Origin of the sequence: Streptococcus oralis SK304 (assembly GCF_000287715.1) — a bacterium.
GTDB classification, from domain to species: domain Bacteria; phylum Bacillota; class Bacilli; order Lactobacillales; family Streptococcaceae; genus Streptococcus; species Streptococcus oralis_Y.
The window spans coordinates 56159-70685 of the sequence record NZ_ALJN01000002.1 but is presented as its reverse complement, the minus strand read 5'-3'; the positions used below and the strand labels follow the sequence as shown (position 1 = coordinate 70685).

At 44.7% G+C, this 14527-nt stretch carries 13 protein-coding genes and 1 other annotated feature; of the genes, 12 read left to right on the top strand and 1 reads right to left on the bottom strand.

The window, feature by feature from the left end; all coding sequences use genetic code 11:
• Positions 1 to 105: 105 nt before the first annotated feature.
• The 12 genes from HMPREF1125_RS03065 to trpA all read left to right on the top strand — a co-directional run bounded on the left by HMPREF1125_RS03065 (position 106) and on the right by trpA (position 13829).
• Positions 106 to 1851 carry an ABC transporter ATP-binding protein gene (locus HMPREF1125_RS03065; RefSeq protein WP_000022578.1) on the top strand — a complete coding sequence of 582 codons (1746 nt, stop codon included), beginning with the start codon at positions 106 to 108 and terminating at the stop codon, positions 1849 to 1851.
• The gene (locus tag HMPREF1125_RS03060) at positions 1841 to 3583 is read left to right on the top strand and encodes an ABC transporter ATP-binding protein (protein ID WP_001180038.1); all 1743 of its coding nucleotides are present in this window, start codon (positions 1841 to 1843) and stop codon (positions 3581 to 3583) included. The genes HMPREF1125_RS03065 and HMPREF1125_RS03060 overlap by 11 nt, the downstream gene beginning before the upstream one ends.
• A gap of 218 nt (positions 3584 to 3801) precedes the next feature.
• Positions 3802 to 4494, top strand: a complete 693-nt coding sequence (locus tag HMPREF1125_RS03055; RefSeq protein ID WP_000922219.1) for a sugar transferase — start codon at positions 3802 to 3804, stop codon at positions 4492 to 4494.
• A 42-nt stretch (positions 4495 to 4536) separates the two neighbouring features.
• Positions 4537 to 5766 carry a DegT/DnrJ/EryC1/StrS family aminotransferase gene (locus HMPREF1125_RS03050; RefSeq protein ID WP_001134509.1) on the top strand — a complete coding sequence of 410 codons (1230 nt, stop codon included), beginning with the start codon at positions 4537 to 4539 and terminating at the stop codon, positions 5764 to 5766.
• Positions 5767 to 5800: 34 nt separating this feature from the next.
• Positions 5801 to 6032, top strand: a binding site (T-box leader).
• 65 nt (positions 6033 to 6097) lie between these two features.
• Complete coding sequence (trpB, locus tag HMPREF1125_RS0102080) at positions 6098 to 7276, top strand: tryptophan synthase subunit beta (protein ID WP_000208456.1); 1179 nt, start codon at positions 6098 to 6100, stop codon at positions 7274 to 7276.
• Between the two features lie 293 nt (positions 7277 to 7569).
• Positions 7570 to 8931: an anthranilate synthase component I gene (gene trpE / locus HMPREF1125_RS03040; protein ID WP_000439666.1), complete on the top strand. Its 1362-nt coding sequence runs from the start codon at positions 7570 to 7572 to the stop codon at positions 8929 to 8931.
• Positions 8928 to 9494, top strand: a complete 567-nt coding sequence (locus tag HMPREF1125_RS03035; RefSeq protein WP_000601891.1) for an aminodeoxychorismate/anthranilate synthase component II — start codon at positions 8928 to 8930, stop codon at positions 9492 to 9494. Before trpE ends, HMPREF1125_RS03035 begins: the two co-directional genes overlap by 4 nt.
• 10 nt (positions 9495 to 9504) lie before the next feature.
• Positions 9505 to 10509: an anthranilate phosphoribosyltransferase gene (trpD, locus tag HMPREF1125_RS03030; protein WP_000658717.1), complete on the top strand. Its 1005-nt coding sequence runs from the start codon at positions 9505 to 9507 to the stop codon at positions 10507 to 10509.
• Entirely contained in the window at positions 10506 to 11273 is a 768-nt protein-coding gene (trpC, locus tag HMPREF1125_RS03025) for an indole-3-glycerol phosphate synthase TrpC (protein WP_000076516.1), read from the top strand. The genes trpD and trpC overlap by 4 nt, the downstream gene beginning before the upstream one ends.
• Positions 11260 to 11859 (top strand): phosphoribosylanthranilate isomerase, encoded by a 600-nt coding sequence (locus tag HMPREF1125_RS03020; protein ID WP_000169917.1) that lies wholly within the window; start codon positions 11260 to 11262, stop codon positions 11857 to 11859. The genes trpC and HMPREF1125_RS03020 overlap by 14 nt, the downstream gene beginning before the upstream one ends.
• Positions 11837 to 13060, top strand: a complete 1224-nt coding sequence (gene trpB / locus HMPREF1125_RS03015) for a tryptophan synthase subunit beta (protein ID WP_000331266.1) — start codon at positions 11837 to 11839, stop codon at positions 13058 to 13060. Before HMPREF1125_RS03020 ends, trpB (HMPREF1125_RS03015) begins: the two co-directional genes overlap by 23 nt.
• A complete protein-coding gene (gene trpA / locus HMPREF1125_RS03010; protein WP_000047737.1) occupies positions 13053 to 13829 on the top strand; it encodes a tryptophan synthase subunit alpha in 777 nt (258 codons plus the stop codon). The genes trpB (HMPREF1125_RS03015) and trpA overlap by 8 nt, the downstream gene beginning before the upstream one ends.
• On the opposite strand, the gene HMPREF1125_RS03005 is transcribed toward trpA, so the two are convergent.
• On the bottom strand, positions 13801 to 14460 hold the full coding sequence (locus tag HMPREF1125_RS03005; protein ID WP_000566513.1) for a prepilin peptidase: 660 nt from the start codon (positions 14458 to 14460) through the stop codon (positions 13801 to 13803). The two genes, trpA and HMPREF1125_RS03005, sit on opposite strands and share 29 nt — an antisense overlap.
• Positions 14461 to 14527: the final 67 nt, after the last annotated feature.

Below are 14527 nucleotides of genomic sequence, written 5' to 3'. Positions count from 1 at the left end.
GCCTTGCCGTACTCAAGTACAGCCTGCGGCTAGTTTCCTAGTTTGCTCTTTGATTTTCATTGAGTCTTGGCCTCAGGTTTCCATTTGCAATCAGAAAGGGATTTTATGTCCATTATTCAAAAACTCTGGTGGTTTTTCAAGTTAGAAAAGCGCCGTTATTTAGTCGGGATTGTGGCCTTGGTCTTGGTCTCTGTCCTCAATCTCATTCCCCCCATGGTCATGGGACGGGTAATTGACGCCATAACTGGGGGACAATTAAGTCAGCAGGAACTGCTTTTGAACCTTCTTTATCTGCTTCTTGCGGCCTTGGGTATGTACTATCTGCGCTATGTTTGGCGCATGTATATCCTTGGAACTTCCTACCGTTTGGGGCAGATCATGCGGTCTCGCTTGTTTGAGCATTTTACTAAGATGTCGCCAGCCTTTTATCAGACCTATCGGACGGGGGACTTGATGGCACACGCCACCAATGATATCAATGCTTTAACTCGTCTCGCAGGTGGAGGAGTCATGTCAGCAGTGGATGCTTCCATCACGGCTTTGGTGACTTTGCTGACCATGCTCTTTAGCATTTCTTGGCAGATGACCATGGTTGCCATTCTTCCCTTGCCTTTTATGGCCTATGCGACCAGTCGTCTAGGGAGAAAGACTCATAAGGCTTTCGGAGAATCCCAAGCAGCCTTTTCTGAACTCAATAATAAGGTACAGGAGTCTGTATCAGGTATCAAAGTAACCAAGTCTTTCGGTTATCATGCGGACGAGCTGAAGTCCTTTCAGGCAGTTAATGAATTGACCTTCCAAAAGAATCTCCAAACCATGAAATACGATAGTCTCTTTGACCCTATGGTTCTATTGTTTGTTGGTTCGTCCTACGTTTTAACTCTTTTGGTCGGTTCTTTGATGGTTCAGAAAGGGCAAATCACCGTTGGGAATCTGGTTACCTTTATCAGCTACTTAGATATGTTGGTTTGGCCTCTTATGGCTATTGGTTTCCTCTTTAATATTACTCAGCGAGGGAAGGTGTCCTATCAGCGGATTGAGGATCTTTTGTCTCAGGAATCACCTGTAAAAGACCCTGAATTTCCTCTGGACGGTATCGAAAATGGACGTTTGGAGTACGCCATTGACAGCTTTGCCTTTGAAAATGAGGAGACACTGACGGATATTCACTTTAGTCTGGAAAAAGGGCAAACCCTAGGCTTGGTCGGGCAGACAGGTTCTGGTAAAACGTCCTTGATCAAGCTTCTCTTGCGTGAGTACGATGTGGATAAGGGAGCTATTTACCTAAACGGTCACGATATTCGGAACTATCGCCTGACAGACCTTCGCAGTCTCATGGGCTATGTTCCTCAGGATCAGTTTCTCTTTGCGGCCTCTATCTTAGACAATATCCGCTTTGGAAATCCTAATTTGCCCCTTTCAACGGTTGAGGAAGCGACTAAGCTAGCTCAAGTTTACCAAGACATTGTAGCTATGCCTCGGGGATTTGATACGCTTATTGGTGAAAAAGGAGTTAGTCTCTCAGGTGGTCAAAAGCAACGTCTGGCCATGAGTCGGGCTATGATTTTAGACCCTGATATCTTAATTTTAGATGATTCTTTGTCAGCCGTGGATGCTAAGACAGAGTATGCGATTATTGACAATCTCAAGGAGACGCGGAAGGACAAGACAACCATTATTACGGCCCATCGCCTCAGTGCGGTTGTCCATGCAGATCTGATCTTGGTTCTGCAAAATGGTCAAATTATCGAACGGGGCAGGCACGAAGACTTGCTAGCCCTGAATGGCTGGTATGCCCAAACCTATCAGTCTCAGCAGTTGGAAATGAAAGGAGAAGAAGATGCAGAATAAGAAAGAACAATGGACTGTATTGAAGCGCTTGATGTCTTATCTCAAGCCCTATGGATTCCTGACCTTTTTGGCCCTGACCTTTCTCCTAGCGACGACGGTCATTAAAAGTGTGATTCCCCTCGTTGCTTCCCACTTTATCGACCAGTATCTCAGCAACCTCAACCAACTTGCTGTGACTGTTTTGCTGGTCTACTATGGTCTTTACATCCTGCAAACTCTGGTTCAGTATGTTGGCAATCTTCTCTTTGCGCGGGTGTCCTACAGTATTGTCAGAGATATTCGTCGCGATGCCTTTGCCAATATGGAGAAGCTAGGCATGTCCTATTTTGATAAGACGCCAGCTGGTTCGATCGTTTCTCGTTTGACAAATGATACCGAGACCATCAGTGATATGTTTTCAGGTATTTTGTCCAGTTTTATCTCAGCAGTTTTTATCTTTCTGACAACTCTTTATACCATGTTGGTGTTGGATTTTCGCTTGACTGCTTTGGTCTTGCTCTTTCTCCCCTTGATTTTCCTTTTGGTTAATCTCTATCGGAAAAAGTCAGTCAAGATCATCGAAAAAACTAGAAGTCTCTTATCAGATATCAATAGCAAGCTAGCAGAAAATATTGAAGGAATCAGAATTATCCAAGCCTTTAATCAAGAGAAGCGCCTGCAGGCAGAATTTGATGAAATCAACCAAGAACACTTGGTCTATGCCAACCGATCTGTAGCCTTGGACGCCCTCTTTTTACGTCCTGCCATGAGTTTGCTAAAACTCCTAGGCTATGCAGTTTTGATGGCTTATTTTGGCTACCGTGGGCTTTATCTGGGAATAACAGCAGGAACCATGTATGCCTTTATCCAGTACATCAACCGTCTCTTTGATCCTCTGATTGAGGTGACGCAAAACTTTTCAACCCTTCAAACTTCTATGGTTTCTGCAAGCCGTGTCTTTGCTCTGATCGACGAGAGAACCTATGAACCCCTTCAAAAGGATAGTCAAGCAAAGATTACAGAAGGTAATATTCGGTTTGAGCACTTGTGTTTCTCATATGATGGCAAACACCAGATCCTAGATGATATTTCTTTTTCAGTTAACAAGGGCGAAACCATTGCCTTTGTAGGTCATACAGGTTCGGGGAAATCTTCGATTATCAATGTCCTCATGCGTTTTTATGAATTTCAGTCAGGGCGAGTTCTCTTGGATGATGTGGATATCAGGGACTACAGTCAGAAAGAACTGAGAAAAAATATCGGTCTAGTCTTGCAAGATCCCTTCCTCTATCATGGGACTATCAAGTCCAATATCGCCATGTACCAAGATCTTAGTGATGAAGAGGTACAGGCTGCGGCTGCCTTTGTGGATGCAGATTCCTTTATTCAGGAGCTTCCGCAGGGTTATGATGCACCTGTGTCTGAGCGTGGTTCGAGCTTTTCTACTGGACAGCGTCAGCTTCTTGCCTTTGCCAGAACAGTCGCCAGTCAGCCTAAAATCTTGATTTTGGATGAAGCGACAGCCAATATTGACTCTGAAACAGAAAGTTTGGTTCAAGATTCCCTAGCTAAGATGAGACAGGGTCGGACGACCATTGCCATCGCTCATCGCCTTTCTACCATTCAAGACGCCAACTGCATTTATGTCTTGGATAAGGGGCGCATCATTGAGAGTGGAACCCATGAGGAACTCTTGGCCTTAGGAGGAACCTATCACAAGATGTATAGCTTGCAGGCTGGAGCCATGTCCTAATACTCTTTGAAAATCTCTTCAAACCACGTCAGCTTTATCTGCAACCTCAAAGCTGTACTTTGAGCAGCCTGTGACTAGCCTCCTAGTTTGCGTTTCGATTTTCATTGAGTATAAGAAGGAAATTCTTTAAATTACAGATTTCTTGCACCGCCTTTTCCATTTTGTGGTATAATGAAAAATGTTGACAAATAGTATAATAAAAACAAAGGAGAAACAGCATGCTGAAATGGGAAGACCTACCCGTGGAAATGCAATCAAGCGAGGTTGAGTCTTACTACCAGCTTGTCTCTAAAAGGAAAGGTTCGCTGATTTTCAAGCGTTGCCTGGATTGGGTTCTGGCCTTGTTTTTGCTACTTTTGACTTCTCCCATCTTTCTTATCTTGAGCCTTTGGATCAAGTTGGATAGCAAGGGACCTGTCATTTACAAGCAAGAGCGCGTGACCCAGTACAATCGTCCATTCAAGATTTGGAAGTTCCGTACCATGGTAACGGATGCGGATAAAAAAGGAAGTCTAGTGACTTCAGCTAACGATAGCCGCATTACCAAAGTAGGAAATTTCATTCGCCGTGTGCGCTTGGACGAACTGCCTCAGCTGGTCAATGTCCTTAAAGGCGAAATGTCCTTTGTCGGTACAAGACCTGAGGTGCCACGCTACACCGAGCAGTATAGTCCTGAAATGATGGCGACCTTGCTCTTGCCAGCCGGAATCACCTCTCCAGCTAGTATCAACTACAAGGATGAGGACACCATCATCAGTCAAATGACGGAGAAAGGTTTGTCAGTTGACCAGGCCTATGTCGAACATGTCCTCCCTAAAAAGATGCGCTATAATCTCGCCTATCTCCGAGAATTTAGTTTCCTTGGAGACATCAAAATCATGTTTCAAACCGTGTTTGAGGTACTAAAATAAAGTAGTCATGAGAAAATGAGTACAGATAAAAGGAGCAAATCAATGCCAAATTACAATATTCCATTTTCACCACCCGATATTACAGAAGCTGAAATTGCTGAAGTAGCGGATACCCTACGTTCTGGTTGGATCACAACGGGTCCTAAGACAAAAGAACTGGAGCGTCGCTTGTCCCAATACACACAGACCCCTAAGACTGTCTGCCTCAACTCTGCGACAGCCGCTCTTGAGTTGATTTTGCGCGTCTTGGAAGTGGGACCTGGTGACGAGGTTATCGTTCCAGCCATGACCTATACAGCTTCATGTAGTGTCATCACACACGTAGGAGCAACACCTGTCATGGTGGATATCCAAGCAGATACGTTTGAGATGGACTATGACCTTCTTGAGCAAGCTATCACTGAGAAAACTAAGGTGATCATCCCAGTAGACCTTGCAGGGATTGTTTGCAACTATGACCGTTTGTTCCAAATTGTGGAGAAGAAACGCGATCTCTTTACTGCTTCAAGTAAGTGGCAAAAGGTCTTTAACCGTATTGTGCTTGTCTCTGATAGTGCCCATGCTTTGGGATCAACTTATAAAGGACACCCTGCTGGCTCTATCGCTGACTTTACTTCCTTCTCATTCCATGCCGTTAAAAACTTTACAACGGCTGAGGGAGGAAGTGCGACTTGGAAGGCCAATCCAGCGATTGACGACGAAGAAATGTACAAGGAATTCCAAATCCTTTCCCTTCATGGTCAGACTAAGGATGCTCTTGCTAAGATGCAATTGGGTTCATGGGAGTACGATATTGTAACACCAGCCTATAAGTGCAACATGACGGATATCATGGCTTCGATAGGTTTGGTACAATTGGATCGTTACCCTGGTTTGCTACAACGTCGTAAGGACATCGTGGATCGCTATAATCGTGGCTTTGCGGGTACTCGTATTCACCCACTGGCACACAAGACTGATACTGTCGAATCTTGTCGTCACCTCTACATCACCCATGTTGAAGGAGCAAGTCTAGAAGAGCGTAATCGTATTATCCAAGAATTGGCCAAAGCAGGAATTGCAAGTAATGTACACTACAAACCGCTTCCTCTCTTGACAGCCTATAAGAATCTTGGGTTTGATATGGCAGATTATCCAAGAGCCTATGCCTTCTTTGAAAACGAAATTACGCTCCCTCTTCACACTAAATTAAGCGATGATGAAGTAGACTATATCGTTAAGACTTTGGTGAGAATTTCCGAAGAAATACTCGGTTCAGGAAAAAAATCATAAAAAAATCTTGACAAAGATAGAACAATAACATATAATATTCTCAATAAATCAGAAAAGTAACTATATTCGATCTTCAGGGAGCCTGTGGTGATTGTGAACAGGTGGTTGGAAGTAGTGAAAGTGGGCTGATTTTAAAAATGAATTTGAAACAATGAAAATTCGGTGCGCACACCTTATAGTGCAACTTGTTGTTAGACAAGGCAGAGATGTAAAGGGGGATAGTCCCTTTACAATTGAGGTGGCACCGCGTTACCAACGCCCTCACACAGATTGTTTTCTGTGTGTGGGCTTTTTTCATATCTTTAAATCAATACTGAAAGAGGAAAAATTTATGACAACTAAAGGTTATTTTGGACAATTTGGTGGTAGTTTTGTACCGGAGCCGATTCAGGCTTTGTTGGATGAGTTGGAAGTAACATTTAACAAGTACAAGGATGATCCAGAATTTTTGGCAGAATTTCGCCATTACTTAAAAGACTATTCAGGTCGCGAAACACCGCTTTATTTTGCGGAAAGTTTGACAGATCACCTAGGTGGAGCTAAGATTTATCTCAAGCGCGAAGACCTGAACCACCTTGGTTCTCACAAGCTCAACAACGTTTTAGGACAAATTCTTCTTGCCAAACGTATGGGCAAAAAACGAGTGATTGCAGAAACAGGAGCTGGTCAGCACGGTGTTGCGACAGCAGCGGCTGCAGCCAAGTTTGGTATGGCCTGTGATGTTTATATGGGGGCAGAAGATGTGGAACGTCAACGTCTCAATGTTTTCCGTATGGAGATGATGGGAGCGACCGTTCACGCAGTTGAAACGGGGACACGAACTCTCAAGGATGCGGTCGATGCAGCCTTTGAAGCATGGATGAATGACCTCGAAGCCTTTTATGTTTTGGGATCTGCTGTGGGACCTCACCCATATCCTACCATTGTTCATGAATTCCAAAAGGTCATCAGTGAAGAATCTCGCCGTCAAATCTTGGAAAAAGAAGGTCGTTTACCAGACTACGTTATTGCCTGTGTAGGTGGTGGTTCTAATGCCATCGGTGCTTTTTCACAGTATGTGGCCGATGAAGAAGTCAAATTGGTTGGGGTCGAAGCTGCTGGGCATGGACTTGATACAGACAAGCACGCAGCTACTATGACAAAAGGTAGTATCGGAATTGTCGATGGCATGAAGACTTATGCAGTCTTTAAGGAAGATGGAGAGCTGGCGCCAGTTTACTCTATCTCAGCTGGTTTGGACTATCCAGGGGTTGGCCCAGAACACGCCTACTTTAAAGATTCAGGTCGTGTGGAATATGTGGCTGCGACGGATGAAGAAGCGGTTCAAGCCTTGCTCCTTCTTAGTAAGACAGAAGGGATTATCCCAGCGATTGAGAGTTCGCATGCCATTGCAGAAGCAGTTAAACGTGCACCGAAACTAAGTAAAGATGAGATTATCATCATCAATGTCTCTGGTCGTGGAGACAAGGACGTAGCTGCTATTGCAGACTACCTAGAAGCTAAAAAATAAGAGATGGAAAAATTACAGTCTTTTCTTTCCCAGAGAGCTTGTGGTTGCTGGAAACAAGCAGAGAAAGCTGTAAGGTTGGGTCCATCTGAAACGAGAGAAGAAAACATAATTCTCAAGGGAGTGCCCTTTATCGCACAGCCTGTTACAGGAAGGTTCTGAGACAGGAATGAGAGATAGGAGAAATCCTATAATTGAGGTGGCACCGCGAATTTCGTCCTCACGCAAGTTATTTTGCGTGGGGATTTTTCATACAGTCGCCACGGACTAGAAATAGAACTGAAAGGAAAATTACAATGGAACGAATCATTCATGGAGATGTCTTATCACCAATATTGGCTTATATGCGCTTAAAGGGGCAACACAAGGTGATTCTAGAAAGTATTCCGAGAGACAAGGAAACCGCTCGTTTTTCTATCCTAGCCTATAATCCAGTTTTTGAGATTCAGTTTGAAAATGGAGTCCTTTATCAAAATGGACAAGTGATTGATCGTGATCCCTTGGATTTTCTTTATGAAGTGACTCATAAGAGCCAGCACCATTCAGACCTCCCTTTTGGTGGGGGAGCCATTGGCTTTGTGGGTTACGATATGATTTCTCTATATGAAGAAATTGGACAAATCCCTCAAGATACGATTGGGACGCCAGACATGCATTTCTTTGTCTATGAGAGCTACATGGTCTTTGACCACAAGAAGGAAAAAATCCATGTCATCGAGGATGCTCTCTATAGTGATCGCAGTCAAGAAGATTTGGAAGAAGCCTTGAAGCAAGTGCTGGAGGAATTACGCATTCCTGCTTCAAATGAATTTGAAGATTTGGATTTATCTCCGCTGGACTTCAAATCCCATATCGCTCCTCAGAAGTTTGAGCAAATGGTCGAAACAGCTCGTGACTTGATTCGTAATGGCGATATGTTCCAATGCGTGCTCAGTCAACGTTTCTCAGCAGAAGTTACTGGAAATCCATTTGACTTCTACAGAAATCTCCGCGTGACCAATCCTTCTAATTACCTTTATTTCTATGACTTTGGAGATTATCAAATCATTGGTGCTAGTCCAGAAAGTTTGGTTTCTGTCAAAAACGGCATCGTGACAACCAATCCGATTGCGGGTACACGACCAAGAGGAGCTACAGATGAAGAGGACAAGGCCTTAGCGACAGACCTGCTTTCTGATGAGAAGGAAACAGCAGAACATCAGATGTTGGTAGACTTGGGACGTAATGATATTGGTCGCATCTCTGAAACGGCAAGTGTCCAAGTTACCAAGTATATGGAAGTGGAGCTCTTCCGCTACGTCATGCATTTGACCAGTGTGGTCAAGGGTCGTTTGCTTCCAGAACTCACTGCCATGGATGCCTTGAAAGCTACACTTCCAGCTGGAACAGTGTCAGGAGCACCAAAGATTCGGGCCATGAGACGCATCTATGAACTGGAGACGGAAAAACGAGGCGTATACGCAGGAGCAATCGGCTACTTGTCTGCGACGGGTGATATGGATTTCGCTATCGCCATCCGAACTATGATTCTCAAAAATCAAACAGCCTATGTGCAGGCTGGGGCAGGGATTGTCTATGACTCTATTGCCCAAAACGAATACCAAGAAACCATTAACAAGGCTAAATCTATGACTAGAATTGGAGAACTAAGACCATGATTTTATTGATTGATAACTATGATTCTTTTACCTATAACTTGGCGCAGTACATTGGGAATTTTGCAGAAGTGCTGGTCTTGAGAAATGATGATCCCAAGCTGTATGAAGAAGCTGAAAAAGCAGATGGTCTGGTCTTTTCTCCCGGTCCTGGTTGGCCGGTTGATGCTGGAAAGATGGAAGACATGATTCGTGATTTTGCTGGGAAGAAGCCGATTCTAGGTATTTGTTTGGGTCACCAAGCTATCGCAGAAGTCTTTGGTGGGAATCTAGGTTTGGCTCCCAAAGTCATGCATGGGAAACAGAGCCATATCAGCTTTGAAGAGCCATCTGTTCTCTATCAAGGTATTGAGGATGGTCGTCCAGTCATGCGTTATCACAGTATTTTGATTGAAGAAATGCCTGAAGACTTTGAAGTGACAGCCCGTTCGACTGATGACCAAGCCATTATGGGAATTCAGCACAAGAATCTACCAATTTATGGCTTCCAGTACCATCCAGAGAGTATCGGAACGCCAGATGGCTTGTCTTCTATACGGAATTTTATCGAGAAGGTTGTAAAGTAAGGAAACTAGGATGAAAGAGATTATTGAAAAACTAGCAAAATTTGAAAATTTATCAGGTGTGGAAATGACGGATGTCATTGAGCGTATCGTTACTGGACGTGTAACCGAAGCGCAGATTGCTTCTCTCCTCTTGGCCCTTAAGATGAAGGGGGAAACACCGGAAGAGCGCACAGCTCTTGCCCAAGTCATGCGAGGACATGCTCAACACATTCCAACTGAGATACATGATGCTATGGACAACTGCGGTACTGGTGGAGACAAGTCCTTCAGCTTTAACATTTCGACAACTGCGGCCTTTGTCTTGGCTGGTGGCGGCATTCATATGGCCAAACATGGTAACCGCTCGATTTCTTCTAAATCGGGTTCGGCAGATGTCCTTCAAGCCTTGGGTATCAATCTAGACCTCAAACCAGCTGAACTAGGTAAGATTTTCGATAAAACTGGAATCGTTTTTCTCTTTGCTAAAAATATGCACCCAGCTATGAAATACATCATGCCAGCTCGTTTGGAGTTGGGAATTCCAACGATTATGAACTTGACTGGTCCACTGATTCACCCAATGGCCTTGGAAACACAGTTGCTTGGCATTAGTCGTCCAGAGCTGCTAGAAAGTACAGCTCAGGTATTGAAAAATATGGGTCGCAAACGTGCTATCGTGGTTGCTGGGCCAGAAGGATTGGATGAAGCTGGTTTGAACGGAACAACCAAGATTGCTCTTCTTGAAAATGGCGAAATCACCTTATCAAGCTTTACTCCAGAGGATTTGGGTATGGAACGCTACGCTATCGAAGATATTCGTGGAGGAAATGCTCAGGAAAATGCAGAAATTTTGCTCAGTGTTCTCAAGAACGAACCAAGTCCATTCTTGGAAACTACAGTCTTAAATGCTGGTCTTGGTTTCTATGCTAATGGTAAGGTAGCTAGCATCAAGAAAGGAGTTGCCTTGGCCTGTCAAGTGATTGCTAGTGGCAAGGCCCTTGAAAAACTCAGACTGTTACAGGAGTACCAAAAATGAGTCAGGAATTTTTAGCACGAATCTTGGAGCAGAAGGCGCGTGAGGTCGAGCAGATGGAGCTGGAGGAAATCCAGCCCTTACGCCAAACCTATTGCTTGGGTGAATTTTTGAAGCATCATCAAGACCGTTTGCAGGTAATCGCTGAAGTCAAGAAAGCTAGCCCTAGTCTGGGAGATATCAATCTCGATGTGGATATTGCGCAACAGGCCCAGACTTATGAAGCGAACGGTGCAGTGATGATTTCGGTTTTGACAGATGAGATTTTCTTTAAAGGGCATTTGGATTATCTACGGGAAATTTCCAGTCAGGTAGAGATTCCGACGCTCAACAAGGACTTTATCATCGATGAAAAGCAAATCATTCGAGCTCGTAATGCAGGTGCGACAGTCATCTTGCTCATCGTGGCTGCCTTGTCAGAAGAACGTCTCAAGGCACTGTACGACTACGCGACAGAGCTTGGTCTGGAAGTCTTGGTGGAAACCCACAATCTAGCTGAACTAGAAGTAGCCCACAGACTTGGAGCGGAGATTATTGGGATTAATAACCGTAACTTGACCACCTTTGAAGTCGATTTGCAAACCAGTGTAGACTTGGCCCAGCACTTTGAGGAAGGTCGCTATTACATTTCTGAATCGGCTATTTTTACAGGGCAGGATGCGAAACGAGTAGCACCATACTTTAACGGAATTTTGGTAGGGACAGCTCTTATGCAGGCAGAGGATGTGGCTCAAAGAATCAAGGAGTTGCAGATTGACAAAGGTTAAGATTTGTGGACTATCGACCAAAGAAGCGGTAGAGACAGCCGTATCAGCAGGGGCGGATTACATCGGTTTTGTCTTCGCACCTAGTAAAAGGCAGGTGACCTTGGAACAGGCTGCTGAGTTGGCAAAGCTCATTCCTGTCAACGTTAAAAAGGTTGGTGTATTTGTTTCACCAAGTCGAGCAGAACTGCTAAAAGCGATTGACAAAGTTGGCTTGGACTTGGTACAAGTTCATGGTCAGGTAGGGGATGATTTATTTGAGGATTTACCTTGTGCCAGCATTCAGGCGGTGCAGGTTGACGGAAATGGTCATGTCCTTCATTCTCGGGCAGATTATTTACTCTTTGATGCCCCTGTTGCTGGGAGTGGCCAGACCTTTGACTGGGGCCAACTAGATACGACAATACTGGATCAGCCCTTCTTTATCGCAGGTGGCCTTAATGAAGATAATGTAGTAAAAGCAATTCAACACTTTACTCCCTATGCAGTAGATGTATCAAGCGGAGTGGAGACAGATGGACAAAAAGATCATGAAAAGATTAGAAGATTTATAGAGAGGGTAAAGCATGGCATATCAAGAACCAAATAAAGATGGATTTTACGGAAAATTCGGCGGACGTTTCGTCCCAGAAACATTGATGACAGCAGTTTTGGAGTTGGAAAAAGCCTACCGTGAAAGTCAGGCAGACCCAAGTTTCCAAGAAGAATTAAACCAACTCTTGCGCCAGTATGTAGGACGTGAAACTCCCCTTTACTATGCAAAAAACTTGACCCAGCATATCGGCGGAGCCAAGATTTATCTCAAGCGTGAAGACCTCAACCATACAGGGGCCCACAAGATTAACAATGCCTTGGGACAAGTTTTACTTGCCAAACGCATGGGCAAAAAGAAAATTATTGCAGAAACAGGTGCTGGTCAGCATGGTGTGGCAACTGCAACAGCTGCAGCCCTCTTTAACATGGAATGTACCATCTACATGGGTGAGGAAGATGTTAAACGCCAAGCCCTCAATGTTTTCCGTATGGAACTTTTGGGAGCCAAGGTCGAGGCTGTGACAGATGGTTCGCGCGTGCTCAAGGATGCGGTCAATGCAGCCCTTCGTTCATGGGTGGCTAATATCGATGATACCCACTATATACTTGGTTCTGCCTTGGGGCCTCATCCTTTCCCAGAAATCGTTCGAGACTTCCAAAGTGTCATCGGTCGAGAAGCTAAGCAACAGTACCGTGATTTGACAGGTCAAGACCTTCCAGATGCCCTAGTAGCCTGTGTTGGTGGTGGTTCTAATGCCATCGGGCTCTTCCATCCATTTGTAGAAGATGAGTCTGTAGCCATGTATGGAGCTGAAGCGGCAGGACTTGGTGTGGATACAGAGCACCATGCAGCTACCCTGACCAAGGGTCGTCCAGGGGTCCTTCACGGTTCCCTCATGGATGTACTCCAAGATGCTCATGGTCAAATTCTTGAAGCCTTCTCTATCTCAGCAGGATTGGATTATCCTGGTATCGGTCCAGAGCATTCTCACTACCACGATATCAAACGTGCCAGCTATGTCCCTGTGACAGACGAGGAAGCCTTGGAAGGTTTCCAACTCTTGTCTCGTGTGGAAGGGATTATCCCAGCCTTGGAATCTAGCCATGCTATCGCCTTTGCGGTGAAATTGGCCAAAGAGCTTGGCCCAGACAAATCCATGATTGTTTGTCTATCTGGTCGTGGGGACAAGGATGTGGTTCAAGTCAAGGATCGCTTGGAAGCAGATGCAGCAAAGAAGGGAGAAGCACATGTCTAAGACACTAACAGAAAAATTAAAGGCAATAAAAGCAGCTGGAAAGGGAATTTTCGTTCCCTATATCATGGCTGGAGACCACGAGAAAGGTTTGGATGGACTAGGAGAAACAATCCACTTTCTAGAAGATTTGGGTGTCTCTGCTATTGAAGTGGGCATTCCCTTTTCAGACCCAGTTGCAGATGGACCTGTGATCGAGGAAGCAGGTCTGCGCAGTCTGGTCCACGGGACTTCTACCCAGGCTCTAGTTGAAACCTTGAAAACCATTCAAACAGAGGTTCCCCTGGTCATCATGACCTACTTCAACCCCCTCTTTCAGTACGGTGTGGAGAACTTTGTCAAAGATTTGTCAGATACAGCTGTTAAGGGCTTGATTATCCCAGACCTGCCTCATGAGCATGCTAATTTTGTAGAGCCATTTTTGGCAGATACAGACATCGCCTTGATTCCCCTAGTTAGTTTGACGACAGGGATTGAGCGTCAGAAAGAGTTGATTGAAGGGGCAGAGGGATTCGTCTATGCCGTTGCTATCAATGGGGTGACAGGGAAATCAGGAAATTACCGCGCAGACTTGGACAAGCACTTGGCACAATTGCATCAAGTAGCAGACATCCCAGTCTTGACAGGTTTTGGCGTATCTAGTCAGGATGATGTGGAACGCTTCAATGCGGTGTCCGATGGCGTTATCGTCGGTTCGAAAATTGTAAAAGCTCTCCACCAAGGAGAGCCGATTCAGGACTTTATCAAACAAGCAGTAGCTTACCAAAAATAATCAAACAAGCAGCTAGTAAGAGGAAAGGCACAAAGGGCAGTCTTTCCTTTTTCCTTTGTAGGAGAAAGGCCAGAATCCCCGTCGCCGAAGCAAACTGAATCAAGATCAGTAACTCTGTTACACTAAAGACGAGCGCACAAGATGATAGAAAGAGAAAATCACCTGCTCCTATACGAATGTCGATAAAATGGGCCATAATTCCGAGAACAAGGAAGAAGACCATAACCAGACTCCAACCACAGAAAGCTATGAGGATTATATGAAAAGTCATCCAGACTAGTAAAGGATATTCCTGATGGCGAAAGTCGTAGATGCCCAAGGTCAAACCAGCAGTGATTAGGATGACTTGACCCAAGGAAAGAAAGCTCCAAGACCAAGACAGAAAGAGGCATCCCAAGCCCAATTCAAAGAGGGCATACCAGAATGGATAGCGAGCCTTGCAGTAGCGACAGCGAAAACAATTAACTACCTGCGAAAGGATAGGAATCAAATCTAGCGAACGCAAGCGAGTCTGACAGGAATCGCAGTGACTAGAAGGAAAGATAATAGACTGCTCTGGAAAACGGTCAATGACCAAACCCAAGAAAGAAGCGAGAATGCTCCCGACAAGAAAAAAATAAAGATCAATCATACTTATCTATTCGTAAAAAATAGGAGAAGTAGTATAATAAAGAAACATAGATAAGATGGTGAGGTCA